The organism is Ensifer sp. NPDC090286 (assembly GCF_044769565.1).
In the GTDB taxonomy this organism is placed as follows: domain Bacteria; phylum Pseudomonadota; class Alphaproteobacteria; order Rhizobiales; family Rhizobiaceae; genus Ensifer.
Genome location: NZ_JBIVYF010000001.1, coordinates 1020935 through 1045031 on the forward strand (window position 1 = coordinate 1020935; position 24097 = coordinate 1045031).

Below are 24097 nucleotides of genomic sequence, written 5' to 3' on the forward strand. Positions count from 1 at the left end.
ACCCACGCGGTCTATACCCGCTCAAACACGCTGAACTGGAAGGACTGGATCGTATTTCCCGGCGTCCGGTGCTGGTGCTCGATATGCTCGACCAGGCGGAAGGACGGCCCGACCACTTCGGCAAGGGCTGCCGGGTCGTAGCGCACCACCGGCAGGCCGCTGCAACGCTCGGGACCATCGGGGGCGAAGGTGGCGATGATGGCGTGTCCGCCGGGCACGACGGCACCGGTCAGCCGCTCGATATAGGCAGCCCGGTCGCTGGCGTCGGTGAGAAAATGAAAGGCGGCGCGGTCGTGCCAGAGATCGTAACGGCGGTCCGGCCTCCACGTGGTGACATCGGCCGCGATCCAGTGCACGTCATCGGCGCGGGTGCCGAGCCTCGCCTTGGCGGCATCCAGGGCGGCCGGCGACAAATCGAGCACAGTGATATCGCTCATGCCCGCAGCGATGAGCGCATCGACCAGCCGCGAAGCGCCGGCGCCGATATCGATCAGCGACGACGAAGCCATCCGCGCATGCCGGCGGATGAGATCGAGGGAGACGGCAGGCGTATCCTCAAACCAGCTGACGCCCGCCTCGCCTTTCGACTGATAGGCCTTGTCCCAATGGGCTCGTCTGGTTTCGTCCTGCATCGTGTTCCCTGCCCGGGAACGCACGACCGTGACGGGCGCTCCACCTTCCTCCATCCATTTTACAGCGGATTGCCCGGTGACGTTGGGCGGTTTCCGTCGGGCCTTTGCTGACACCGGCAAGCCTCCGCCGACCGCACTCGATACCGTTCTCTCGGCTAACGACCGAGCAGCCCGTCCAGCCAGCGCCGGTCGAGCACCGCCTCCAGTTCGCTCGCGACATCGTCGAGCGCGCCATCCACCGACTGGCGGTAGTTGCTGGCGCCGCCCTCGATGCCGAAACTCTTCAGCAGCGCGCCGCGATAGGCGTCGCTGGTGAAGAGCCCATGCAGGTAGGTGCCCATCACGCGGCCATCGGCCGAAAGCGCGCCATCGGCGCGATTGTCGATGCGCACCGAGGGCCGATCACAGTCGGCACCTTGCGTCTTCCCCAAATGGATTTCGTAACCCTCGAGCGCCACGTCATGCTCCAGCGACCAGGCGCGGCTGTTGCGCACGGTCTTTTCCGGCGCCATCTCGGTCTCGACGTCGAGCAGCCCGAGGCCCTCGACCGCGCGCTCGCCACCTTCGATGCCGAGCGGATCGGTGACGCGCCGGCCGAGCATCTGGTAGCCGCCGCAGATGCCGATGACCCGGCCGCCGCGCCGCACGTGCCGTTGAAGGTCGCGGTCCCACCCTTGAGTGCGGAAATCGATGAGATCGCCGATGGTCGACTTCGACCCGGGAATGACGACGAGGCCGGCATCCGAAGGAATGGGACTGCCCGGCCGCACGAAGACGAGATCGACCTCCGGCTCGGCGGCGAGCGGATCGAGATCGTCGAAATTGGCGATGCGTGACAGCACCGGCACGGCCACCTTCAGCGCCCGCCCTTCGCCGCGCGTCAGCTTCTCCAGCACGACGGAATCTTCCGCCGGCAACCGCGCCGCCGCCTTCAACCAGGGCACGACGCCAAAGCAGGGCCAGCCGGTGAAGCGGTTGACGGCGGCAATGCCGTCGTCGAACAGCGTCACGTCGCCGCGAAACTTGTTGATGAGATAGCCGGTCACCATGCGCCGGTCTTCCTCGGACAGGATCGCATGCGTGCCGACCAGCGAGGCGATCACCCCGCCGCGGTCGATGTCGCCGACAAGTACGACCGGCACGTCAGCCCGTGTGGCAAAACCCATGTTGGCGATGTCGCCGGCGCGCAAGTTGATTTCGGCCGGCGAGCCGGCGCCTTCGACCACCACGAGATCGGCACCGGCCGATATTTGTTCGAAACTGTCCATCACGGCGCCGAGCAGCTTGGGTTTCAGCGCCTGATACTCCCGCCCCCTGGCCTGCCCGGCCACCTTGCCCTGGACGACGATCTGGCTGCCGACATCCGACTGCGGCTTCAACAGGACCGGGTTCATGTGCACCGACGAAGGCACGCGCGCCGCCAGCGCCTGCAGCCATTGGGCCCGGCCGATCTCGCCGCCGTCGTCGGAAACGGCAGCGTTGTTCGACATGTTCTGCGGCTTGAACGGACGGACCTTCAGGCCCTGGTTGGCGGCAAGCCGGCAGAGCCCCGCCACCAATACCGATTTTCCGACATCCGAGCCGGTTCCCTGCAACATGATCCTGCGTGTCATGCGGCCATCGGTAACACTGAAACGATGAGCGGCAAAGGTCTGTTTCGACACGATTTCGCCGCAATTGACAAAGCCCTTTCACGCATTGTTTCGTGCTTTCGCAAGGCTTGTCGAAAATGTCGCGCCCGGTAGCCAGATTGCGACATGGCGTGACGAGTTTGGCATTCAATTTTTTGCAGCGCACACCTATATCAACGGCATAGCAACACGCCCCGGAGGATAGGCCTCCGGCCTCTCAAGGTTCACGTCCATGCTGTATATTTTCAGCAAGCCCAATTTCGTTCAGATCGCCTGGAACTCCAAGGTTCCGTCCAGCCAGTCGCGCGTGCGCAACCTCGTCGTCGACGCGCCCTTCGGTCCGCTCGGCGTCATCCGCACGTCGAACGTCGGCTAAGGCCAGCGATCGGGGCGAATGCCCCTTCGAGCTCTCCTCCCAGAGCCTCCTCGACCGCCCCCTCCGGGGCGGTTTTTTTATGCCTAGCATTGGCCCTGAAATGCGAAGGCCGCATCAACCTCGCCAAGAGGGATGCGGCCGCCAAAATACGCCTGGTCACTTCGGAAAAACACACCGAAGGTTCGCTCAAAGTCCGGGACGCACAAACCTGATCCGGACCGGCGGCAGTCCCCCGCCGCGAGAAGAACAATTAGCTGGACATCGTTACCGGATGGTTATTGAGGATTTAACCAAAGATGAATTCCGGACTTTTTTGTAAATTTTTCGCGACATGCGCGCCGTTTGGCATGACGCAATCACGACAGGAAACGTCAGGATCTCGACAGGGTTTCGAGGCCCGTGGCGTCCAGCGCCATTTTTTGCGGCAAGAATTGTCGCTATTGCTTAAATTCGGGGTCCCTCACGCACAAAATGCGCACTCCCGCGATGTCGCAGACAGAACGCGCGAGACCCGGCGCCTCCCGGTCAACCGATTGAAGAGGTTGATTTCTCAGCGAGAAACCTTAGGCTTGGCTTGCGGTATAAGAGGAGATTGGCTGGCGACAGGGTTCCGCGGCCAGGGCTGAAAACGAACTCCCGCACCGTCCGCAGCAAGGGTGAACCTTGGCTTGATTGATGCCGAACCCCCGGCTGCATCGTTGTTTCGGGTGACGGAGGATGTGTCGCGTCCGCCGTGGATTCCCGTTTGGATCTTGGCTGCAAAATAAGACTGGGAGGTCTTGCAACATGAAGAAACTCCTCGCTTCCACCATTCTCGCCGCTGGCCTTTACGCCATGGCGGGTTCCGCGCAGGCCGCGGAATGCGGTGAAGTCAGCATTGCCGAAATGAACTGGGCTTCCGCAGGCGTTGCCGCCCAGGTGGACAAGTTCATCCTGGAAAACGGCTACGGCTGCACGGTGACGCTGGTCACCGGCGATACCATGCCGACCTTCGCCTCGATGAACGAAAAGTCTCAGCCGGACATGGCGCCCGAACTCTGGGTCAACGCCGTGCGCACGCCGCTTGACGCCGCGGTCAAGGAAGGCCGCCTCATCGAAGCCGCCAAGATCCTCAGCGAAGGCGGCGTCGAGGGCTGGTGGATCCCCAAATTCCTCGCCGATGCGCACCCGGATATCAAGACGGTGCAGGACGCGCTGAAGCATCCGGAACTCTTCCCGGCGCCCGAGGACTCGTCGAAGGCCGCCGTTCACAATTGCCCGTCGGGCTGGAACTGCCAGGTCTCGACCGCCAATCTCTATCGCGCGCTGAACGCCGAGAAGGACGGCTTCCTGCTGGTTGACACCGGCTCGGCCGCCGGCCTCGACGGCTCGATCGCCAATGCGTTCGAAAAGAAGACCGGCTGGCTCGGTTACTATTGGGCACCGACCGCCATCCTCGGCAAATACGAAATGACCCGCCTCTCCTTCGGCGTCGATCACGACAAGGCCGATTGGGACGCCTGCACCGCCGTGCCGGATTGCCCGAACCCGAAGGTCAATTCCTACCCGGTTTCCGACGTTTACACCGTTGTGACCAAGTCCTTCTCCGAAAAGGCCGGCGTCGCCATGGATTACGTCAAGGCGCGCAAGTGGGACAACGGCACGGTCAACAAGGTTCTTGCCTGGATGGACCAGAACCAGGGCACCAACGAGGACGGCGCCAAGCACTTCCTCGCCGAGTTCCCTGATATGTGGACCCAGTGGGTGAGCCCGGAAGTGGCCGAAAAGGTCAAGGCAGCGCTCTGATCGAAAGTGACGGCAGGCGGACCGTCGAATCGGCCGCCTGCCCGTTCCGGCTTTGATGCCGGGACTAAGGAACGATGGGGCGTCCTTGCGGGTTTCGTTTGAACGTTCATCGTCCCAGAGGCGGCGAACCACGGGCCTTCGCGTCGCTATCAGGTAAGCGGACGCCACATTTCGCTGCCACAGTTTACGTGCCGGGACCCAAAGAGGTCACCCAAGTGTGCGCCGTCATCGACCCGTTCGATGCCGAGACGCGGCCGGCTTTAAAAAAACTTCCGGCCAAGAAGGGGAAACAAATGGCCTCCATCTGCAGTGTCTTGCCAGCGTTGCTTTGCAAGTTCCCTGCCATTGACGAGAGCACGATCCGGCTCGCCCGAAAGGCTGTCGACGATAGCTTCAAGGGCTTCGTGCGATCCTATGGCAACGCCATCGACACGGTGGTCCAGCCGCTTCAATGGTTCCTGAACTACCTCGAAAGCCTGTTTGTCGGTTCGCCCTGGATCGTGATCTTGGCCGTGATGATCGCGATCGTCTATTTCGGCAGCCGCAACATCAACGTCACCATCGGGACGGCGCTGTCGATGATCGCCATCGGCCTCGTCGGGCTTTGGAACGACACCATGGTCACGCTCGCCATGGTCACCGTCTGCACGCTGATCTCTATCCTCATCGGCATTCCGATCGGCATCCTGATGGCGCGCTCGGACCGGGTCCAGGCCTTCGTCAATCCAATCCTCGATGTTATGCAGACGATGCCGAGCTTCGTCTACCTCATCCCGGTCGTCATGATCTTCGGCATCGGCAAGGTGCCGGGCCTGATCGCCGTTGTCATCTATGCGGTGCCGCCGATGATCCGGCTGACCAATCTCGGCATCCGCCTCGTCGACAAGGAAGTGCTGGAAGCGGCCGACGCCTTTGGCTCCTCGACCTGGCAGAAATTGAAGAACGTGCAGATGCCGCTGGCGTTGCCGACCATCATGGCCGGCATCAACCAGACGATCATGATGTCGCTGGCGATGGTCGTCGTCGCATCGATGATCGGCGTCGGCGGCCTCGGCAAGAACGTGCTGCAGGCGATCGCCAACCAGTTCTTCACCGTCGGCTTCCTCAACGGCTTTGCCCTTGTCGGTATCGCCATCATTTTCGACCGTACCAGCCAGGCCTTCGGCAAGCGGCTGCAAAAGCACTCGGAGGTTATCCATGGCTAGTCACGCGATCGAGGTGAAGAACCTCTACAAGATCTTTGGCCCGCGCGGCGTCGATTACGTCGACGCCGTCAAGAAAGGCATGGGCAAGGCCGAGCTCAACGAGCAGCACGGCCACGTGCTCGGCCTGCAGGACATCAACATCTCCATGCCCGCCGGCAGCGTCATGGTGGTCATGGGTCTCTCGGGCTCCGGCAAGTCGACGCTGATCCGCCATATCAACCGGCTGATCGACCCGACCGCCGGCGAAGTGCTCTATGACGGCGTCGATGTCTGCAAGATGAACGACAACGACCTGCGCGAATTCCGCCGCCACAAGACGGCGATGGTGTTCCAGAAGTTCGCGCTGCTGCCACACCGCACCGTGCTCGACAACACGGTCTACGGCCTCGAAATCCAGGGCGTGGATCGCAAGGAGAGCGAGAAGCGTGCCCGCGGCTGGATCGAACGCGTGGGCCTCAAGGGCTTCGAAAACCACTACCCGAACCAGCTTTCGGGCGGCATGCAGCAGCGCGTCGGTCTCGCCCGCGCACTCACCAACGATGCCGATATCCTGTTGATGGACGAAGCCTATTCGGCGCTCGATCCGCTGATCCGCGTCGACATGCAGACGGTGCTGCTCGACCTGCAGAAGGAACTGAAGAAGACGGTCGTGTTCATCACCCACGACCTCGACGAGGCGCTGCGCCTCGGCGACAAGATCGCGATCCTGCGTGACGGGCGCGTGGTGCAGCAGGGTACTGGCCAGGAAATCGTGCTGTCGCCGGCCGACGACTACATCACCGCCTTCGTCAAGGAAGTGAACCGCGGCCGGGTGATCAATGTCGAGACGATCATGCGGCCGATCTCGGGCAATGCCGAAGGCGTACCGCTTGTAACCGGAACGGTGCTGGAATCGGCAGCCCGCACCATGACGGCCGCCCGCGTTGGCGTTGCCCATGTGGTCGATGAAAACGGCCGCCCGATCGGCGCCCTCGACCTTTCGACGGTCATCGCCGCGATGGTGACGCCGGTCAGCCACGAGGATCGCGCTGCGGCGTAAACCTCGGAGGTATCACGCCTGACGACTGCCCCTCATCTGCGCGACGAGGAAAGCGCCCTCATCCGCCTACCGCCACCCTCACCCCGCTTGCGGGGAGAGGGTTAGTCCTCGGATTGAGCCCAATGAGAGGGGCAATCTCCACGCCCAAGCGCTGAATACTCAGTTCGTCGTGGTCGTCGCCGTGGTTGCCGCCACCGGCTCGGTGACGCTGGCAGCGCTCGCGTCTTCCTTCGGCGGCAGGAACTTGTCGAGCAGCGCGATCATGTCGTCGTCGCGCGACTGTGCCGTCTTGCCGCCCATGACGACGGCGACGAGGCGGGTGTCGCCGCGCTTGGCGGAGGTCACGAGATTGTAGCCGGAAGCGTCGGTGTAGCCGGTCTTGATGCCGTCGACGCCCTCGTAGCGCTTCATCACGCCGTTGTGGCCGCGCAGCTTCATGCCGCGAAACTCGATCGTCTTGTTGGCGAAGAGCTGGAATTCCTGCGGGAAGTCGCGCATCAGCGCGAGGCCGAGCGTCGCCATGTCGCGCGCGGTGGTCACCTGCGCCGGATCTGGAAGGCCGTTGGCATTCTTGAACACCGTGCTGGTCATGCCGAGCGTCCGGGCCTTGCTCGTCATCATCTGGCCGAAGGCCGCTTCCGTTCCGGCCAGTTGCTCGCCGATGACGACGGCAGCGTCGTTGGCCGAAAGCACGACCATGCCCATGACGGCTTCACGCACGGTAATCTGGCGTCCGGCGCCGACAGCGAGCTTGAACGGCTCCAGGCTGTTTGCGCGCTCGGAAACCGTCAGCTTCTGGTCCCATTGCAGGGTGCCGTTGCGCAGCGCTTCGAACGCGAGATAGATCGTCATCATCTTCGTCAGCGAGGCCGGGAAGTTCAGTTCGTCGGCATTGTCGGCCTCGAGGATCGAACCGGTGTCGGCGTTGACGACAAAATGGGCCTGCCCGGCGGCGGCAAAGGATGCGCTGCCAAGCAGCAGGCTTACGGAGACCGCGGCGGACGCGACCATACGGATAAGGGACTGCATATCGTGTTTTCTCGTTTCGACGCTATCGAACGACCTCGGGACGAAAATCGTGATCGAATTATGGAAGACGGACCGCGAAATACGGCAAGGCCGCGTTTTCCACACGGCCGACATACCCTAGCCTTTTAAGGGCCCGGCGACCGGGCGGCAAGCACCTGCGGCAATCGGCGCGCAAATAACAGGGCCAGCGACGCCGCGACGATCTATCCCGGCCGGGCGGCCCGGCCGCCGTTTCACCGAGGTTTAACCTGATTGCGCCAAGGTGCGGGTCTCCCAAGGCCGGCCCTGTCCGAACGGCAGGACGGCCGGGGGCCATGATCAACGATGCCGAACCGCGTCCCAGTCATTCGTTTTAAGCCGCCATGCACCCGAACACCGCCACGGCAGACACCTCCACCGCGCGCCAGCGCGTGCCGGAGGCGTTCGATGCCGGGCTGGCGGAACTCGTCAACGGCCTTGCCGCGCTGCTCTCGGGCCTTGGACTGTTCCTCATCGTCTTCACCCTGATCCCGTTTCAGGGCACGGTGACGACGGATCCGAACGCGGCGAACGAAGGCAACATCATCAACCAGGTCGGCTACCTGGTGCTCGGTGCCGTCTATCTCTTCGCCATGCTCCTGACCGTCGATCGGCGGGTGCTCGCCCGCCTCGTCTCTCCGGCCTGGATCGCGATCTTCGCCATCGCCTATCTCTCCTGCCTGCAGTCCTACGACCCGGCGGCCTCGGCCCGCGGCCTGACGCTCAGCCTCGTCGCCATGATCATGGTGGCGGGCGTGCTGGTGCTGCCGAAGAGCGAGCGCGATTTCGTCAGTGCCGGCGCCAATGCGATCCTGTTTCTGATCCTGATCGACTATGCCGCTCTCTTCGTGGCGCCCGACCGCGCCATCCATTCGGCCTTCGGCGACGAGCCCTGGCACGCCGGTTTCTGGCGCGGCCACCTCTTGCACAAGAACGTCTCGGCACCGGTCTTCTCCATCCTCTGCATGTTCGGCATCTATTGCCTGCGCGCCGGCGCGCCGCTTCGCGGCTGGGCGATCACGTTGCTTGCCGCCAATTTCGTCCTGCACACCGGATCGAAGACGACGATCGGTTTCCTGCCGATCGCGATCGGCCTCGTCCTTGCCGGTCGCGCGGTGCGCAGCCCGGGGCTGATGATCCTCGCCCACCTCGCCATGTCGGTGCTGGTCTTCGGCCTGACGCTCGGCACCATCTATTCCGACACGCTGCTTTCGATCACCAAGCTGCTGCTCGACGATGCGACCTTCACCGGTCGCGACGACATCTGGAAATTTGCGAGCGCCAGCATCGCCGAGCGCCCCTGGCTCGGCCAGGGCTATGCGAGCTTCTGGCTCTCGCCGGTGATCATGGGCATGGAGGCGAATTTCGAGGCGAGCTGGGACGTGCGCGGCATCGTCACCGGCCACAACAGCTATCTCGACGCGGTGCTGATGTTCGGCCTGCCCGGCGGCATACTGATGACCGCGCTGCTCTTTATCAAACCGCTCTTCGACTATGCGCGGGCCTATCGCCGGCAGCAGGGCCGCATCTTTGCCGATTTCTGCGTCATGGTGGTGATCTTCATGACCTACAACGCCATGCTCGAGAGCTTCTTCTTGAACCGCGCCGATCCGATGTGGCTGCTGACCGCACTCGCCGTCTTCGGCCTTGGGCTCGCCGGCCGCATGAGCATGCGCGCCGAACCGGAAACCTCCCATCGCTGAACGCTTGCCAAGACATAAAGATATCTTTATATCTTGTTGCAACTTCTTCTAGCCGGGAAAAACCGATGACCGCAGCATCCAATGCCCTCTCCGCTCTGCTTGCCGAAAAAGGCGTGCTTCTCGCCGACGGTGCCACCGGCACGTCGCTCTTTGCCATGGGCCTCGAGGCCGGCGAAGCGCCGGAACTCTGGAACGAGACGAAGCCGGAGAACATCACCAAGCTGCACCAGGATTTCGTCGACGCCGGCGCCGACATCATCCTCACCAACACCTTCGGCGGCACCCGCCATCGCCTGAAACTGCACCAGGCCGACGACCGCGTGCATGCGCTGAACAAGCGCGCCGCCGAGATCGCCCGCGCCGTTGCCGACAAGGCATCGCGCAAGGTCATCACCGCCGGCTCCGTCGGCCCGACCGGCGAACTGCTGATCCCGCTCGGCGCGCTTTCCTACGAGGATGCGGTTTCAGCTTTCGTCGAGCAGATCGAAGGCCTGAAGGCCGGCGGCGCCGAAGTCGCCTGGATCGAGACCATGTCCTCGCCGGACGAAATCCGTGCTGCCGCCGAAGCTGCCGCCAAGGTCGGCCTTCCCTACGTCTATACCGGCTCTTTCGACACCGCCGGCAAGACGATGATGGGCCTGCATCCGAAGGATATCCACGGCGTTGCGACCGACTTCGGTGACGGCCCGGTCGCCGTCGGCGCCAATTGCGGCGTCGGTGCCTCCGACATTCTTTCCTCGCTGCTCGACATGACCGAGGCCGCACCCGGCGCGACCGTGATCGTCAAGGGCAATTGCGGCATCCCGGAATTCCGCGGCTCCGAGATCCACTATTCCGGCACGCCGCCGCTGATGGCCGAATATGTGCGCCTTGCGGCCGATGCCGGCGCCAAGATCATCGGCGGCTGCTGCGGCACCACCTGCGGCCACCTCGCCGCCATGCGCGTGGCGCTCGACGAACATGTGCGCCGCGAGCGCCCGACGCTGGACCTGATCATCGAAAAGATCGGCCCGTTGCGCAACAAGACCGCCAACGAAACGGCGGCGGCACCCGCCCGCGAGCGCCGCAGCCGCCGCGCCTGATCAAGCCAGGCACGGCAGACCAACAAGCAAACGCCCCGGCATCGAAAGATCCGGGGCGTTTTCGTTTGTGCGTCGATGTGGCGGCTGTCCCTAAAGGGCGGCGTTGTCGAAGGCTTTGCCGTCCGTTGCCCGCTCGGCCACGGGGCTGCCCTTCGCCGCCCCGATGAAGGCGCGGTAGAAATCGAAGGCGCGCCCCATCTGGCGGGAGCCTTCCTTGGAGAAGTGCCCAAAATCCTCGAAGAGCGCGACGCCCTTGTCCTCGATCTTGCAGCTGTCGTCGTCGCAGAGATAGTCCATGAAGCTGACGACGGGATACTCGTCGGCGATATCCGCAACCACGTTCAGAACATCGCGGTCATATTCGCGAACGGTCTTCAGTGCCGGCTCGCATTGCTGGTCCGACAGGCCGAGCAGACGGGCTCTTGCGACGCAGAGCCCGGTATCGCGGCCATCATGCGGCGTCGGCGCGACGAAGACGGGTTCGAAGCCGTTCGAACGCAGCCAGGCAAACGTTGCCCGCAGACCGTCGATGAGAAGCTTTGTCTCGGTCGTCACTTCGTTGCGGCCGTCGACCAGCACCTTGTCTTCCTTCAGGTACTGGCTGAGCTGCGAGGACAGCACGACGTAGCGGATCGACCGGTTGGCAAGCAGAAAACGGCGGACCTCTTCGTTGTAGCGGGCGCAGTCGTCGGACCAGTCGCGACCGAGCCGCGGCATGATCGGCGACAGGTTCAAAAACGGCCCGCAATTGTTCTTGGCAAGCTGCACCAGCCGCACGTCCGGCTTCGAAGCGATGATGCCGTCGACAAGGTGCCGAGCGAAAGAGTCGCCCCAGACGGCGACTTCCGGCGTCGGGCTTGAGGCGCAGCGCAAGTCGGCGACGGCGTCGCATTTCTTGCCGAGGCCGACGCTCGGCTCCGAGAGTTGCGCAAGCGCGCGGTTCCTGGCGGCGAGACCGTCGGAACCGTCGAGCGTGAAGCCGAAGGCGATCGCGACCGACCCGGCGGCAAATGTCGCGCCGAAAACCGCGCGGCGGCTGAAGCGCCCCGGCTTGCGGAAGGGCTGCTCGACGAAACGCCAGCTGAGATAGGCAAGCACGAAGCACAGCGCGACCAGCAGTGCGTAACCTTGAGCCGGGATTTCCTCGATTGCCCTCAGCCGCGCAAAGGCAAAGACCGGCTGGTGCCAGAGATAAAGGCTGTAGCTGATGAGCCCGATTGCGACCAGCGGCTTCAGCGAGAGCAACCGACCGACGACGGTATCGCTGCGGCCGAAGGCCAGAACCAGCGCCGTACCCAGCACCACCGGCACGGTCGTCCAGCCGGGATAAAAGGCCGATTCCACCACGAAAACGTAGCTCGCGACGATCGCCAGCAGGCCGAGGCCAGAGAGAAGCTCACGGCTGCCTTTCGAAAGATCGAGCTTTTCGACGCCGACGAGCGCAAGCAGCGCGCCGACGCCAAGCTCCCAGAACCGGCTTGGCAGCAGGTAGAAATTCGCGGCCGGGTCCAGGTTCGCAAAGATCTGCGTTGCCGCAAAACTCAGCAGCACGAGCGCGGCAACCACCTTCAGCAGCGTTGCCCGGGAGTAGCGGTGAAGGAGCAAGAGAAGCAGCGGGAAGACCAGATAGAACTGCTCTTCGACCGCCAGCGACCAGGTGTGCAGCAGCGGCAGCAGCGCCGTGCTCGGCGCGAAATAGCCGGTCTGGTCCCAGAAGAAGAAGTTCGAGGCGAACAGGTTCACCGCATAGAGGCTCTTGCCGAAGCTGTTGAGCTCTCCCGGCAGCATCCACATCAGCGCGAAGGGGATGGAGACGGCGCAGACCAGCAGCAGCGCCGGCGCTAGGCGGCGGGCACGCCGCTCGTAGAAACGGGCGATGCTGAAGTTTCCGTCGCCGATTTCGCGGTGGATGATGGCGGTGATGAGGTAGCCGCTGATGACGAAGAAGACATCGACGCCGGCAAAGCCGCCAGAGACAAGGCCGAAACCGGCATGGAACAGCAGGACCGGGACGACGGCAAGCGCGCGCAGTCCATCTATTTCGGGTCTGTATCGCATCAGCAGAGGAAACACTCGGGTGGCGGGGGCCGCTCGTTAACACAATCTTGACAATGGAACCATTGTCGCGCGGTCCGTATCCACATGCGTGCGTTCTAAAACTCCGGGGCATGTGCCCCGGAGCGGGACCTGCGGTGACTGGCAGGCCGAAGATGGCGACACTGGGGCTATCGGTGAATATGCCGGCGCCAGGCTGCGAGCCCGATCTCGATATCCTTGCGACCGAAACCGACGCGGAAGCGATCGGTCGCGACCGGCAGCAGGTCGGAAACAAAGAGGCTCGACGGCAACAGCAGCACGCCCGCCTCTTCCACCAGCCCGCGGCAATGGTTCTCGACGCCGTCGGCGCCCAGATACCGGGCAAAGCCGACGCAGCCGCCGTCAGGCGCCTGCCATTCATAGAGGTCAGGGAATTCGGCAAAGAAGGCGCCGAGCTTCTCGAGATTGCCGGCGACCAGCGCCCGGTTGCGATCGAGGATAACGGCACGCCCCTTGAGTGCGATCGTCGCCAGCACTTCCGACGGCCGCGAATTGCAGATCGACAGGTAGTGCTTCATCTTCTCCATGCGCTCGAGAAGCGCATGATCGCGGCAGGCGATCCAGCCGATCCGGAGGCCCGGCAGGCCATAGGCCTTGGACATGACGTTGAGCGAGATGCCGCGCTCGAAAAGTTCCGCCGCCTGCGGCAGGCGCAACGAGGCGTCGCGCTCCAGACCGCGATAGACCTCGTCGCTGAAGAGATGGATGCCGCGCTCGGCGCAAAGCGTTGCGAGCGCCGCGAAGGTCTCCTGATCGGCAATCGCGCCGGTCGGGTTGTTCGGAAAGTTGACGCAGATCAGCTTCGTGTTGGGGCGCAAGGCCGCACGCACGTCGGCGATATCGAGCCGCCAGTTGTTCTCGGGGCGAAGGGGCACGCCGGTCACGGATCCGGCGATCGTCACCGGCAGGGTCTCCATCGACTGGTAGTTCGGCACTGTCACGATCGCATGGTCGTCGGCTTCGAGCAGCGCCAGCATGGCGCAGTAGAGCCCCTCTTCCGCGCCGGCAAAGCAGAGGATATCGGCAGACGTCAGCCCGTCATAGGTCGCAGAGATCGCTGCTCTCAGCGCCGGCGCGCCATAGGTCTCGGTATAGCCGAGCGTGATGTTGTCCCAGGCGGCGCGGTCGTCGTCGTCGGCGAGCGCCAGAAGATCGCGCATGCTGGTCGTCTGGCTGTCGCTCGCGGTCATATGGTGGCGGGCGCTGAACTCCCAGCGGGAAAAATGGGTTTCGAGCCGGAAATCGGGCAAGGTCGTCATCGATGGTTCCTCCTCGCGCGGCTGAGGCGCACGCGAACGGTTATGGGTCAGGCAAGTCCGGAGAGCCGCGAACCGGTCTCCATGCGGAAACAGTGCGAGTTGCAATCAGGGCGCCTCGCCGCGGGCGGCAGCGAGATAATTGTAGATCGAGGCGCGCGAGGCGCCGATGAGGCCCGCAAGGTGATCGACGGCGTTGCGCGTCTTAAACAGCCCGCGTTCGTCGAGCGCTGCCACCAGCGCCACCCGGTCGCCCCGCTTGAGCGCCGAAAGCGCCAGCCCCCGCTCCTTCAGCCAGCCATGCAGCGTCGCGTTGATCTCCTCGCGCCAGTCGCGCGAAAACAGCGCCTGCGGCTTGGGCTGCTCGGCGCCGGCAAAGGCAGAAAGCAGCTTCACCGCCTGATCGATCATCGACATGTCGAGATTGATGCAGAGCAGTCCGATCGCCTCTCCCGCGCCGTTGCGCAAAACGGCCGAGATCGACTTGAAGCGCCGGCCATCCGCACCGGTCTTCTCGTAGGGACCGAGCACCGCGTCGGAGCTGCCGAGGGCTGCGAACTCCTCTTCGATCAGCGAATCCTCGCCGACCGCCCGGCCGGAAAAGCAGTTCCAGATCCCCGCGATCGTACCGGTCTTCAGGTCGTGCAGCACCACCTCCCCATGCGGGTAAAGAAGCGCGCTGATTGCAGCGGCGGTCGGCGCGTGCGTGGCAAGGATGGAGGCGAAGGCGGGTGCAATGGTCATGGGTCGCATATGCCTACACTTGGATTATTTGTCAATATTGGACTATATGTTCATATTTTGCATATTCTTCGCCGCTTGCACACCCGTGGCCGGTGGCCTATCCCCGATGAAAGAGAGATTCGTTGCTGCCTGTTTCCGCCGCCAAAGGAACGAGATCGTGCAGCAGCTCAACGTGGCACAGCGCCCTTTGCGTCCCGCGGAACGCACCGCGCGGCCGCAGACGGGAGACAGTGACATGAACGCCGGCCCAGCCTCCTTTCCCGACCGGGACACCGTCGCCGAAAAATTCGGCGCCTTCGGCGAGGCCGAGCAGTCCTTCCTGCGTTTGCTGATGGAAAATCCCGAGCAGGACGAGCGGCTGGTGGACGGGCTCTACCGCCACCTAGACATCGCCTCGGAGGCGAAGTTCCTCAATTCTCTGAAGCTCGAAAAACTCGGCCAATGGCTCGGCAGCCACGCACCGGCACGCCTGCAGATGCGCCTGATGGAAGCCGGCCGCTCGAGCCAGCATGCGGCCTACCAGGCGTTCAAGGCCGGCCTTTCAAAGGCGGGTGGCTTGGATCGGGCCTTTCCCAAGGCCTGAACGTTCGCGTCGAAAGCGGCGCGACAACGACCATTCCCTCGTACCACGCGCCGGCATGACCGTGACGCAGCGCTCGCGCCCGACGCCCCTCACTGTGCTGTCGGACATCTCTCCCCGCAGGCGGGGAGAGAGCCGCTAGGCGCACCCTCCGCTGCCAGACCTCAAGGTCAGCGACAATCTCAGCCTTCACGATGGGGAAACGGTCGCCACTCGTTCCCTTCTCCCCGCCATAACGGGGAGAAGGTGCCGGCAGGCGGATGAGGAGCAAACCCTCACCGCAGAGGTGGCGGGTATGTCCTCACCACGCGGTTGAGGACTGCCCCGCCCCACTCGACATCACTTCCCGGAACCGCCAAGCCCCTTGGCCAGCCGCGCCAGATTGACGAACTCGGCGCGATAGCCGAACGGATCGGCGCCCTTGGCGGCCGATGCGAGATCTATGACTGAGTCATAGGAATAGTCGGCAAGCGCCGTTACCCCTGCAAGCTTCTGCCCGAAGGCGGCCACGGCCACCGAGAAGCGGACATCATTGGACGCCTCGGCAAGCGACGGCACCGCGTTCGTCTCGGTTACCGGCGTGGTGATCAGCTCGCTCTTGTCGCCATCCGGCTTCTTGTAGCGGATCTTCAGGAAGGCAAGTTCGCCGCTGTTTCCTGTCGCTTCAGCCGCCGGCTTCTCTGCCGTCGCATAGCGCAGGTCGTCGTTCAGCACCGCCGGGCTGCCCTTCGGCGTCACCTCGTAGATCGCGGTCACGCTGTGACCGGAGCCGATGTCGCCGGCATCCACCTTGTCGTTGTTGAAGTCCTCGCGCTTCAAGGCACGCGTCTCGTAGCCGATCAGCCGGTATTCGGCGATTTCAGCCGGATTGAATTCCACCTGCAGCTTGACGTCCTTGGCGATCGGGAAGAGCGAAGACCCCGCCTCCTCTACCAGCGTCTTCTGCGCCTCGGCCAGCGTGTCGATATAGGCGGCCGTGCCGTTACCGTTCTGGGCGATCGTCTGCATCAGCGCGTCGTTGTAGTTGCCGCGACCGAAGCCGAGCACCGACAGGAAGATTCCGCTCTTACGCTTCTCTTCGATCAGCCGCTTCAGGTCTTCATCGCTCGACGGGCCGACATTGAAGTCGCCGTCGGTCGCCAGCATGATGCGGTTGACCCCGCCCTTGACGAAGGCTTTTTCGGCAAGCCCATAGGCCGCGTCGATGCCCTCGGCACCGGCTGTCGAGCCGCCCGGTTGCAAGGTATCGATGGCTGCCAGGATCTTCGCCTTGTCTTTCACCGCCGTCGGCTCCAGCACCGTTCCGGCGTTGCCGGCATAGGTGACGATCGAGACCGTATCCTCGGGCTTCAATTTCTCGACCAGCAGCCGGAAGGCGCTCTTCAGCAAGGGCAGCTTGTCGGTCTCGTCCATCGAGCCGGATACGTCGATCAGGAAGACGAGGTTCGCCTTCGGCGCTTCCGCCGGCACGACGTCGTAACCCTTGATCGCCACATGCATCAGCCGCGTGCCGCCGTTCCAGGGCGTCGGCGTCAGCGTCACCGTCGCCCTGAAGGGCTCGGCAGCGCTCGCAGGCCGCGGCCAGTCATAGGGGAAGTAGTTGACCATCTCCTCGACGCGCACGGCATCGCGCTCCGGCATCTGGCCTTCCATCAGCGAGCGACGCACGAAGGCATAGGACGCCGTATCGACGTCGACCGAGAAGGTCGAGACCGGGTCAGTCGCGACGCTCTTCACCGGATTGCTGTCGGCCTTGCCGAAGCGCTCGCGGTTTTCCTGGGGTGCGGCAACGAGGTCCTCCTGAACCGTCGGCGCCGGCAGATAGGTCATCTGCGGTTGCGCACCACCGACGGCCGAGAGAGGAGCCGCACTGTCGCGCGCAATGCTGTTGGCCATGGCGTCGGCCTCGGCGGCGGGCGCGGCCGCCTCGCTCTCCATCGTCATGCGTTTGGCACCGTGTGCTCCCGGCTCTCGCCGGATGAGCAAATTTGCAATCTCGTCGGCGTCGAACTTTTCCTCGGACGTGGCAGCACGAGATTGCTCCTCCGCGCGTGCTTTCTGCTCGGCGGCAATCTGATCGGTCGCCGCGCCGGAAGCCTGTTGTTCCCGCGCCCGTCCAAGATCGCCCTCCGGCGTCGCCGCAGGCAGCGCCGGCTTCGGTGTCGGTTGCGGTGCCGTTTTCTCCTTCAACGCGATCTCCTGTGCCGGCTCGCCGAAGGGCGCACCGTCGCGTGTCAATTCGAGTGTGAGAAAGGCGGCGGCAGGCACGACCAGGAGAGTGGCGAGCGCCGATCCTGCAAGCAGTTTCCGGTTCATGATAGGGCTCCATATCCGGTTGAAGATGGAGCTTTGACGAACCGGCCGAACCGATCCTTGGGTGGCATTCGAATTTTCTTCGGCATCGTCGAAGGCCTGCATGGCCAAGGCAAGCGCACGGGCGCGCGCTTCCGGCGAAGCCTTCGGCGGATCGATCCGGCCAAGCTTTTCGAAATCGTCGCTCATGGTCACACTGCCTCCTTGCCAAGCAATGTTTTGAGCCGCTTGCGCGCCTCATGCACATGCCAGGATATGGTTGCTTCCGAGCAGCCGAGCACGTCGGCAGCAGCCGCGTGGTTCAAGCCTTCGGCATAGACGAGCAACACCGCGTCGCACTGCTTTTCCGGCAGTTCGCGCACCGCTGCCCAGAGCGCCTCGCGCTGCTCCTCGTCGGGATCCTGCGGCGGCGCGGCCGTCGCCTGTTCGTTCGCATAGGCTTGCAGCTGCCGGTCACTGCGCGCCTGCCGCCGCCGATGGTCGCGGGCGGCGTTCAGCGTCAGCGTATAGAGCCAGGTGCGAAACCGGCTGGTGCCACGAAAGCCACGGATCGCAGACCCTAAGCGAAGGCAGACATCCTGGGCGATATCTTCTGCATCCGAGCCATTGCCGGACCAGCGCCACGCGACCGCATGGACAAAATCATAGTGTCGTTCGACCAGTTGGCCGAAAGCCTGCCGGTCTCCGGCGACTGCCTTTTCGACGAGTTCAGCGTCCAAATCCGTGCCCGCCCTCACCCTCATTTGAACCTTAGACGTTGCAGGCTGCCCATTCCTTGGGTGCGAGGCACATTTTTTTCGACCGGCGTCGGAATTTTCCCGATCAACGGGGAAATTTTCCAACGACGGCGATGATCGGCCCCATTGGAAACAGCCGGTCGTGGCGGTTGATGTCGGGCGCATAGACGCTGGAAATCGTACCGTCGAGAAAGAGCGCGTTGGGGCAACCCAGCGTATCGCGAAACAGCGTCGCGAAATCGTGGAAGCGCACCGGCCGCTTCGAGACCACGAAAACCACGTCGCCCTCGGTCGTCACGCCGACGCCGTTGCGGGTCTTGTAGCTGGTGCTGTCGGGCAGGAAGCGCGGATGCAGCTTGCCGTCGATGACCAGCATCGGCCCGGACTGCGTGGCAAACCGCGGTGTAAGCTTGGCATCGCGATAGGCATCTGCCGCCATCACCCCCGCCCTGCCGTCACCGACATAAAACACCCCGTTCGGCAGCAGGTGGAAATTGCCCCACCCGGAATTGGTGTTGAGCGGCGCCTGCTCGCGCCCCTCTTCGATATGCAGGCCGACCGGCGACAGATCGTCGTGATACATGCCGCCGTTCATGGCGAAGCTCATATATTCTTCGCGATGGCGCAGTTCGAGCGACAGCGCCCGGAACGAGCGGAAGGGCACGCCGGCCTGATCCTTGTTGTAGAGGCGGACATCGCTCGTTGCGGGGTCGAAGCTGCAGGCGAGATAGTCCTGGCCAAGATGGCTGACATCGCGGCAGGCACCGAGCGCAGGCCCGGCAAGACCGGCCGAAAGAACGGCACCGACGAGAAAGGGTTTTGGAAAAAGCGGCATGGCGAAAGGTCCAATCGAATCAGGCCTCAAGCATCACGGAGATTGCGGCGGTTCTGGCGCAGGATCAGGGAAAGACCGCCGTAAACTCATTGCAGAGACAGCGCGCTTCGAATCGTATCAACTGAGCGCAACTCAACTCCAGCCTGTAGGCTCACGATGACGTTCACCAGCCTAGCACGCATAGCACTCTACGCGGTTGCCGTAGGTTCAGGCGCCGCCGCGACGGCGGAGGAAACCAGTACCGCGGCGGCCGAACAGGTGACCATCCCGGCGAGATGCCTGCTGCAGGTCAAAGGCGTCAAGTATATTACTGGCACCTGCCAGTTCTGGCCGACTGGCGAGGGAGACTTTGTCCTCCATGGCGGCGACTATTTCACCTATGTCTTCATGTCGGATGAGGACGGACCCAACATGGCCATAGCCCATTGGAATGCGGATCCGAGTTCCACGCATGCCCATAGCCCGCTTGGAAAATTGAAGCGTGACGGCGCATGCTGGGTCAGTGATACCGTCCGGATATGCGCCTGGAAGCTTGAGAAATAATCCAGCCACATCCCGACTGAACGACTTGGTCTGAAGGCGGCGGAGTTGGCTTCAGCCGCCCGCGATCATCCCCAGGGCGATAACCAGCCCGTAGCATCCAGCCGTCGCCGCCAGCCCGAAGATCACGCAAAGGCAGGCAAAGCCGCCGACGCCCGCAAGCACATAGGATTTGGGATCGCGGTTCAGCACATCCTGCGACAGGGACAGAAGCAGCCGCTTTTCCCGCAGCGTCGTTGCCACCTTCACCGCATGGCGCCTGGCTTCCTTCTGGACCTCGCCGTAATTGTTGCCGATCGCGAGAAAGGTGAGAAGCAGGCCGAGCGCGCTGACGGTAAGCGCAAATTTCCTCAGGATGTCGATGGCATCGGGCAGAAGATCGCCGGCGAGAACCGAGCGGTCCACCAGTGCATCGAAGCCGGCGATACAGGCGGTGATGACGGCCGCATGGCCGGCGCCGATCGCCAGAAGGCGCTTGAAAGCGTCCTCCAGAACCTGGCTGTTGGCCGCGTGAATACTGTCAAGCCGAGATATCTGCGCCTGCACGTCCTCGCGCGACAGATGCGGAGGATAGTTGCTCACGGATACGACTGGGCTACCTCTCATACGATGGACTCCAACGCCACGCCGTCCAGATCGTTATAAATTCGATAATATTACCTTTCCACGACACCTCCAATTTTAGTCATTTTGGAGATTTGCACCATCTTTGCGCGCCAGAGTGGAGACCGGCGGTCACACTTCAAGCGCAGACATATGGAAGCGCAACTGCTCGGGCGGGTAGCGATACTGGCCGCCGGCGGGACAGGCGTCACGCGAGAGACAGCCGCTTGTGAGACAACCTGCCCTGCCCGCATCCGTGCGCAGATGGCTGCGACAGAGCCCGACGTCGAAGCGCTCGCCGGCGAGCGCTGCGGCCGGACAGGCGGAAATGCAGGGCTTTTCCAAGCAACGGTCGCAGGGGTGTTCCGTCGCGCGCTCGCCCGTGAAATCAAGCGGAATGTCGAAGCCGAGTGCTGCGCGATAACCGTGCCAGAGCCCGAAGCGCGGATGGATGAGGATGCCCAATGGCGACGGTTTCAGGTCCTCGGCCCGCATCGCCCATTCCTGGAAGGGTTGCCAGGGCGGGTCGGACGGAAAATAGGCGGTAGCACCGCAGGCTGCGGCGATCGGCTGGATCACCGCCTTCGACCAATTGTCGAGCGGGTCGGTGCCCCCGTGATCAGCCAGGCTGCAGCGCCAGGCACTGAAGGGCTGCCACAACGAGCCGCCGATATTGCCGATCAGCACCACGCTTGCCGCCGGACGGCCATCGGAAAGCAGCGGCGCAGCCTCACCGGAGGCGAAGTTCACGGTTCCGCGCAAAAAAAGACCGTGCGGCGCGAGCGCCGCACGGATCGTTTCGAGTGTCTTGTCCGCATTTGCGGAAGGCGCCGTCATTTCGGTTTCGGCCCCTGATGTTCATAATGCGGGCGCCAGACCTCCTTCTGGATCATGTCAGCCACCTGCGCCGCGCCGCCTTGCTCCCTGGCTCGCTCGGGACCCTTTCAGGTGAAAGCGTCCGGCATCGAGTTCTTGCGGCTCTCGATGAAGGCTTTGAGCTTTTCGTCGATTTCAGGATCGAGGTAAGGCGCCTCGTAATGTTCCAGCCAGCTGCGGCAGAGCGCATTGGCGCGCTGTTCGATGCGCTTTTCGCCTTCCACTTCCCACTGTTCGAAGGAATTGTTGTCGGCGAGCGGCGAACGGTAGAAGGCCGTCTGGAAATTGGCCTGGGTGTGGGCGCAGCCGAGATAGTGGCTGCCCGGGCCGACTTCGCGGATCGCGTCGAGCGCCTGGGCGTTTTCCGAAAGGTCCACGCCTTCGGCCATCTTCTGCATCATCCCGAGCTGGTCCTGGTCGATCATGAACTTCTCGTAGGACGAGATCAGACCGCCTTCGAGCCAGCCGGCCGCATGCAGCACGAAATTGGTGCCGGCAAGCAGCGTCATGTTGAGCGTATTGGCCGATTCGTGCGCTGCCTGCGCGTCCGGAACCTTGGAGCCGCAGAGCGAACCGCCGGTACGGAAGGGAAGCTTGAGGCGACGGGCGAGCTGGGCCGCCCCATAGGAAACCAGCGACGGCTCCGGCGTGCCGAAGGTCGGCGCGCCCGACTGCATCGAGATCGAGGCGGCAAAGGTGCCGAAGAGCACCGGCGCGCCCTTGCGGATGAGCTGGGTGAAGGAGGCACCGGCGAGAACTTCCGCCAGGATCTGCGTCAGCGTGCCGGCAACCGTCACCGGGCTCATGGCGCCCGACAGGATGAAGGGCGAAAGCACGCAGGCCTGGTTGTGGCGAGCATAGACCTTGAGCGCGCCCACCATGGTCTCGTCGAAGACCATCGGCGAATTGGCGTTGATGAGGTTGAGCGTCACGCAGTTGTTTTCGACGAAGTCGTCGCCGAAGACGATCTTGGCCATCGCGATCGTGTCTTCCGCCCGTTCCGGCGCCGTCACCGAGCCCATGAAGGGTTTATCGGAATATTTGATGTGGCTGTAGACCATATCGAGGTGACGCTTGTTCACCGGAATGTCGACGGGCTCGCAGACCGTGCCGCCGGACGAATGCATCGATGGCGCCATATAGGCGAGCTTCACGAAATTGCGGAAATCCTCGATCGTCGCATAGCGCCGCACACCTTCAAGGTCGCGCACGAAGGGCGGACCGTAGACCGGCGCGAAGATCGTTGCCTTGCCGCCAACCTTTGCGCTGCGCTCGGGATTGCGGGCATGCCAGGTGAATTCGGAAGGTGCCGTCTTCAGGAGTTCGCGGCAAAGACCTTTCGGAAAATGCACGCGCTGGCCGCGCACGTCGGCGCCGGCCTGCTTCCAGAGTTCGAGCGCCTCGGCGTCGTCACGAAATTCGATGCCGATTTCCTCAAGGATGGTGTCGGCATTGCGCTCGATCAGCTGCAGGCCCTCTTCATCCAGAACCTCGTATTCGCGAATCTTGCGCTGGATATAGGGCAGAGACGGCCCCGGGCCGCCGCCGGTGCGCGATGCGCGCCGCGCCGCTGCTCCCCGTCCCTCGCCGCGTGCGCGGCGACCGCCGCCTTCAACCGCGCCCTGATCTGTCACGTCGCTCATTCGCTTTTCCTCTCCCGCGCATCACTTTTTGCGCCTTCAAGCATCAATTTGCCCTAATGCTACCAAGCATCGGGGGCCTTGCGGGTCTCAATGCGCCAAGGCGTGGCGCAACTCGAACACTGCCGAGCGGCGACAAGCGGGCGCAAAAACCGCGTGGCGCGAATATATTGTTTTTGTTAAGAATATACAGGCGGCAAAAGAAGCCGCCCTCCCGTCGCTTTTTGTCATATGCGACGTCGCTTTCGAAAACAGATTTTTAGACATCGACCGCTATGGATTGATGGACGCGTCCGAAAATTTCGCGCGACCGTGCCAGGAACCGAGGAACCCCAATATGGCAGACGATGAAATCATTCTCGAGGACCTTTCCGACGAAGAACTCGTGCAGCAGATGCACGACGACCTCTATGACGGCCTGAAGGAGGAAATCGAGGACGGGACCAACATCCTGCTCAAGCGCGGCTGGACGCCCTATGATGTCCTGACCCAGGCGCTGGTCGAAGGCATGCGCATCGTCGGCATCGACTTCCGCGACGGCATCCTGTTCGTGCCGGAAGTGCTGCTCTCGGCCAACGCCATGAAGGCCGGCATGACCATCCTGCGCCCGCTGCTCGCCGAAACCGGCGCGCCGAAGCTCGGCAAGATGGTGATCGGTACCGTCAAGGGCGACATTCACGACATCGGCAAGAACCTCGTCGGCATGATGATGGAAGGTGCTGGCTTCGACGTGGTTGACCTCGGCATCAACAACCCGGTCGAAAACTATCTCGAAGCCATCGAGCGCGAGCAGCCGGATATCCTCGGCATGTCGGCGCTTCTGACCACCACCATGCCCTACATGAAGGTCGTCATCGACACGCTGAAGGAAAAGGGCCTGCGCGACGATTACGTCGTTCTCGTCGGCGGCGCGCCGCTGAACGAGGAATTCGGCAAGGCCGTCGGCGCCGACGCCTATTGCCGCGATGCGGCGATCGCCGTCGAAACCGCCAAGGACTTCATGAAGCGCAAGCACAACCGCCTGGCCGGCTGAGCTTCGGACGATCCGAAATGACAAAGCCGGCCGCAGAGGTGACATCCGCGGCCGGCTTTTTAATGTCCGGCAGGCCCGCTGCCCGGGCGCAATGCACCCTATCCGCTCATCGTTTCGCCGAAACCGGGAACCGACATGCGCTGGGAAGCGGCGCTCTTCGAGGCAGCGTTAATTGACGGAGTTGGCCACCTTCTTGCCGGCCGACTGTGTCGCGTTGACGGTGTTTGCAGTATCCTGCCCGATGCCGCGGATGGTGTTGCCGCAGGCGCTGAGGGTCGAGAGCGCGACGAGAACGGCGCCGATGGTTGCAAGGGTCTTTACTGTCATGGTCAGGTTCCTTCCC

Annotated in this window: 22 protein-coding genes; 9 read left to right on the top strand and 13 right to left on the bottom strand. The window is 63.2% G+C overall.

Annotation, left to right across the window (positions count from 1 at the left end; genetic code table 11):
- Window positions 1–11: 11 nt before the first annotated feature.
- Both ACIQUG_RS04995 and ACIQUG_RS05000 read right to left on the bottom strand, forming a co-directional pair.
- A complete protein-coding gene (locus ACIQUG_RS04995) occupies window positions 12–632 on the bottom strand; it encodes a class I SAM-dependent methyltransferase (RefSeq protein WP_402318063.1) in 621 nt (206 codons plus the stop codon).
- 155 nt (window positions 633–787) lie between these two features.
- Window positions 788–2245 carry a cobyric acid synthase gene (locus tag ACIQUG_RS05000; protein ID WP_402318066.1) on the bottom strand — a complete coding sequence of 486 codons (1458 nt, stop codon included), beginning with the start codon at window positions 2243–2245 and terminating at the stop codon, window positions 788–790.
- Between the two features lie 250 nt (window positions 2246–2495).
- Here ACIQUG_RS05000 and ACIQUG_RS05005 point away from each other — a divergent pair, with 250 nt between their 5' ends.
- From ACIQUG_RS05005 to ACIQUG_RS05020, 4 genes are all read left to right on the top strand, one after another.
- On the top strand, window positions 2496–2639 hold the full coding sequence (locus ACIQUG_RS05005) for a hypothetical protein (RefSeq protein WP_089044242.1): 144 nt from the start codon (window positions 2496–2498) through the stop codon (window positions 2637–2639).
- A gap of 786 nt (window positions 2640–3425) precedes the next feature.
- Window positions 3426–4424 (top strand): ABC transporter substrate-binding protein, encoded by a 999-nt coding sequence (locus ACIQUG_RS05010; protein WP_043617415.1) that lies wholly within the window; start codon window positions 3426–3428, stop codon window positions 4422–4424.
- 293 nt (window positions 4425–4717) lie between these two features.
- Complete coding sequence (locus ACIQUG_RS05015) at window positions 4718–5629, top strand: proline/glycine betaine ABC transporter permease (protein WP_043612801.1); 912 nt, start codon at window positions 4718–4720, stop codon at window positions 5627–5629.
- Window positions 5622–6668, top strand: a complete 1047-nt coding sequence (locus ACIQUG_RS05020; protein ID WP_192446390.1) for a glycine betaine/L-proline ABC transporter ATP-binding protein — start codon at window positions 5622–5624, stop codon at window positions 6666–6668. Before ACIQUG_RS05015 ends, ACIQUG_RS05020 begins: the two co-directional genes overlap by 8 nt.
- 159 nt (window positions 6669–6827) lie before the next feature.
- Here the strand turns inward: ACIQUG_RS05020 and ACIQUG_RS05025 are convergent, their stop codons facing one another.
- The gene (locus tag ACIQUG_RS05025; RefSeq protein ID WP_371742513.1) at window positions 6828–7679 is read right to left on the bottom strand and encodes a D-alanyl-D-alanine carboxypeptidase family protein; all 852 of its coding nucleotides are present in this window, start codon (window positions 7677–7679) and stop codon (window positions 6828–6830) included.
- Between the two features lie 380 nt (window positions 7680–8059).
- On the opposite strand from ACIQUG_RS05025, the gene ACIQUG_RS05030 reads away from it, so the two are divergent.
- Together ACIQUG_RS05030 and bmt are read left to right on the top strand one after the other, a co-directional pair.
- Window positions 8060–9418: an O-antigen ligase family protein gene (locus ACIQUG_RS05030; RefSeq protein ID WP_402318071.1), complete on the top strand. Its 1359-nt coding sequence runs from the start codon at window positions 8060–8062 to the stop codon at window positions 9416–9418.
- 65 nt (window positions 9419–9483) lie between these two features.
- Entirely contained in the window at window positions 9484–10500 is a 1017-nt protein-coding gene (bmt, locus tag ACIQUG_RS05035) for a betaine--homocysteine S-methyltransferase (RefSeq protein WP_043624801.1), read from the top strand.
- 90 nt (window positions 10501–10590) lie between these two features.
- On the opposite strand, the gene ACIQUG_RS05040 is transcribed toward bmt, so the two are convergent.
- The 3 genes from ACIQUG_RS05040 to ACIQUG_RS05050 all read right to left on the bottom strand — a co-directional run bounded on the left by ACIQUG_RS05040 (window position 10591) and on the right by ACIQUG_RS05050 (window position 14597).
- Window positions 10591–12558 (bottom strand): acyltransferase family protein, encoded by a 1968-nt coding sequence (locus tag ACIQUG_RS05040; RefSeq protein WP_402318075.1) that lies wholly within the window; start codon window positions 12556–12558, stop codon window positions 10591–10593.
- A 167-nt stretch (window positions 12559–12725) separates the two neighbouring features.
- Window positions 12726–13856 carry an aminotransferase class I/II-fold pyridoxal phosphate-dependent enzyme gene (locus tag ACIQUG_RS05045; RefSeq protein ID WP_402318077.1) on the bottom strand — a complete coding sequence of 377 codons (1131 nt, stop codon included), beginning with the start codon at window positions 13854–13856 and terminating at the stop codon, window positions 12726–12728.
- A 105-nt stretch (window positions 13857–13961) separates the two neighbouring features.
- On the bottom strand, window positions 13962–14597 hold the full coding sequence (locus ACIQUG_RS05050; protein WP_402318080.1) for a transcriptional regulator: 636 nt from the start codon (window positions 14595–14597) through the stop codon (window positions 13962–13964).
- A 235-nt stretch (window positions 14598–14832) separates the two neighbouring features.
- On the opposite strand from ACIQUG_RS05050, the gene ACIQUG_RS05055 reads away from it, so the two are divergent.
- Window positions 14833–15180 (top strand): hypothetical protein, encoded by a 348-nt coding sequence (locus ACIQUG_RS05055; protein WP_402318083.1) that lies wholly within the window; start codon window positions 14833–14835, stop codon window positions 15178–15180.
- Window positions 15181–15516: 336 nt separating this feature from the next.
- On the opposite strand, the gene ACIQUG_RS05060 is transcribed toward ACIQUG_RS05055, so the two are convergent.
- The 3 genes from ACIQUG_RS05060 to ACIQUG_RS05070 all read right to left on the bottom strand — a co-directional run bounded on the left by ACIQUG_RS05060 (window position 15517) and on the right by ACIQUG_RS05070 (window position 19062).
- Window positions 15517–17679, bottom strand: a complete 2163-nt coding sequence (locus ACIQUG_RS05060; protein ID WP_402318086.1) for a von Willebrand factor type A domain-containing protein — start codon at window positions 17677–17679, stop codon at window positions 15517–15519.
- Window positions 17680–17681: 2 nt separating this feature from the next.
- Window positions 17682–18209: an RNA polymerase sigma factor gene (locus ACIQUG_RS05065; RefSeq protein ID WP_402318088.1), complete on the bottom strand. Its 528-nt coding sequence runs from the start codon at window positions 18207–18209 to the stop codon at window positions 17682–17684.
- A 103-nt stretch (window positions 18210–18312) separates the two neighbouring features.
- Complete coding sequence (locus ACIQUG_RS05070) at window positions 18313–19062, bottom strand: phosphodiester glycosidase family protein (protein ID WP_402318091.1); 750 nt, start codon at window positions 19060–19062, stop codon at window positions 18313–18315.
- Between the two features lie 156 nt (window positions 19063–19218).
- Here ACIQUG_RS05070 and ACIQUG_RS05075 point away from each other — a divergent pair, with 156 nt between their 5' ends.
- Window positions 19219–19605 carry a hypothetical protein gene (locus ACIQUG_RS05075; protein ID WP_402318094.1) on the top strand — a complete coding sequence of 129 codons (387 nt, stop codon included), beginning with the start codon at window positions 19219–19221 and terminating at the stop codon, window positions 19603–19605.
- Window positions 19606–19656: 51 nt separating this feature from the next.
- On the opposite strand, the gene ACIQUG_RS05080 is transcribed toward ACIQUG_RS05075, so the two are convergent.
- The 3 genes from ACIQUG_RS05080 to ACIQUG_RS05090 all read right to left on the bottom strand — a co-directional run bounded on the left by ACIQUG_RS05080 (window position 19657) and on the right by ACIQUG_RS05090 (window position 22724).
- Window positions 19657–20184 carry a hypothetical protein gene (locus ACIQUG_RS05080; RefSeq protein ID WP_402318097.1) on the bottom strand — a complete coding sequence of 176 codons (528 nt, stop codon included), beginning with the start codon at window positions 20182–20184 and terminating at the stop codon, window positions 19657–19659.
- 153 nt (window positions 20185–20337) lie between these two features.
- Window positions 20338–21042 carry a ferredoxin gene (locus tag ACIQUG_RS05085; protein WP_402318100.1) on the bottom strand — a complete coding sequence of 235 codons (705 nt, stop codon included), beginning with the start codon at window positions 21040–21042 and terminating at the stop codon, window positions 20338–20340.
- A gap of 107 nt (window positions 21043–21149) precedes the next feature.
- On the bottom strand, window positions 21150–22724 hold the full coding sequence (locus ACIQUG_RS05090; protein WP_402318103.1) for a trimethylamine methyltransferase family protein: 1575 nt from the start codon (window positions 22722–22724) through the stop codon (window positions 21150–21152).
- 334 nt (window positions 22725–23058) lie between these two features.
- Between ACIQUG_RS05090 and ACIQUG_RS05095 the strand changes: the two genes are divergently transcribed.
- A complete protein-coding gene (locus tag ACIQUG_RS05095) occupies window positions 23059–23754 on the top strand; it encodes a B12-binding domain-containing protein (RefSeq protein ID WP_034788208.1) in 696 nt (231 codons plus the stop codon).
- A gap of 168 nt (window positions 23755–23922) precedes the next feature.
- On the opposite strand, the gene ACIQUG_RS05100 is transcribed toward ACIQUG_RS05095, so the two are convergent.
- The gene (locus ACIQUG_RS05100) at window positions 23923–24081 is read right to left on the bottom strand and encodes an entericidin (RefSeq protein WP_205238593.1); all 159 of its coding nucleotides are present in this window, start codon (window positions 24079–24081) and stop codon (window positions 23923–23925) included.
- Between the last annotated feature and the right edge of the window lie 16 nt (window positions 24082–24097).

Bases quoted from the DNA above. Each gene is read 5' to 3' on its own strand.
- ACIQUG_RS05045 (WP_402318077.1), bottom strand. From the start codon at position 13,856: ATGACGACCTTGCCCGATTTCCGGCTCGAAACCCATTTTTCCCGCTGG.
- ACIQUG_RS05085 (WP_402318100.1), bottom strand. From the start codon at position 21,042: ATGACGGCGCCTTCCGCAAATGCGGACAAGACACTCGAAACGATCCGT.
- ACIQUG_RS05030 (WP_402318071.1), top strand. From the start codon at position 8,060: ATGCACCCGAACACCGCCACGGCAGACACCTCCACCGCGCGCCAGCGC.
- ACIQUG_RS05020 (WP_192446390.1), top strand. From the start codon at position 5,622: ATGGCTAGTCACGCGATCGAGGTGAAGAACCTCTACAAGATCTTTGGC.
- ACIQUG_RS05055 (WP_402318083.1), top strand. From the start codon at position 14,833: ATGAACGCCGGCCCAGCCTCCTTTCCCGACCGGGACACCGTCGCCGAA.
- ACIQUG_RS05010 (WP_043617415.1), top strand. From the start codon at position 3,426: ATGAAGAAACTCCTCGCTTCCACCATTCTCGCCGCTGGCCTTTACGCC.
- ACIQUG_RS05075 (WP_402318094.1), top strand. From the start codon at position 19,219: ATGACGTTCACCAGCCTAGCACGCATAGCACTCTACGCGGTTGCCGTA.
- ACIQUG_RS05025 (WP_371742513.1), bottom strand. From the start codon at position 7,679: ATGGTCGCGTCCGCCGCGGTCTCCGTAAGCCTGCTGCTTGGCAGCGCA.
- bmt (WP_043624801.1), top strand. From the start codon at position 9,484: ATGACCGCAGCATCCAATGCCCTCTCCGCTCTGCTTGCCGAAAAAGGC.
- ACIQUG_RS05095 (WP_034788208.1), top strand. From the start codon at position 23,059: ATGGCAGACGATGAAATCATTCTCGAGGACCTTTCCGACGAAGAACTC.
- ACIQUG_RS05100 (WP_205238593.1), bottom strand. From the start codon at position 24,081: ATGACAGTAAAGACCCTTGCAACCATCGGCGCCGTTCTCGTCGCGCTC.
- ACIQUG_RS04995 (WP_402318063.1), bottom strand. From the start codon at position 632: ATGCAGGACGAAACCAGACGAGCCCATTGGGACAAGGCCTATCAGTCG.
- ACIQUG_RS05005 (WP_089044242.1), top strand. From the start codon at position 2,496: ATGCTGTATATTTTCAGCAAGCCCAATTTCGTTCAGATCGCCTGGAAC.
- ACIQUG_RS05050 (WP_402318080.1), bottom strand. From the start codon at position 14,597: ATGACCATTGCACCCGCCTTCGCCTCCATCCTTGCCACGCACGCGCCG.
- ACIQUG_RS05060 (WP_402318086.1), bottom strand. From the start codon at position 17,679: ATGAGCGACGATTTCGAAAAGCTTGGCCGGATCGATCCGCCGAAGGCT.
- ACIQUG_RS05070 (WP_402318091.1), bottom strand. From the start codon at position 19,062: ATGCCGCTTTTTCCAAAACCCTTTCTCGTCGGTGCCGTTCTTTCGGCC.
- ACIQUG_RS05015 (WP_043612801.1), top strand. From the start codon at position 4,718: ATGGCCTCCATCTGCAGTGTCTTGCCAGCGTTGCTTTGCAAGTTCCCT.
- ACIQUG_RS05040 (WP_402318075.1), bottom strand. From the start codon at position 12,558: ATGCGATACAGACCCGAAATAGATGGACTGCGCGCGCTTGCCGTCGTC.
- ACIQUG_RS05090 (WP_402318103.1), bottom strand. From the start codon at position 22,724: ATGAGCGACGTGACAGATCAGGGCGCGGTTGAAGGCGGCGGTCGCCGC.
- ACIQUG_RS05000 (WP_402318066.1), bottom strand. From the start codon at position 2,245: ATGACACGCAGGATCATGTTGCAGGGAACCGGCTCGGATGTCGGAAAA.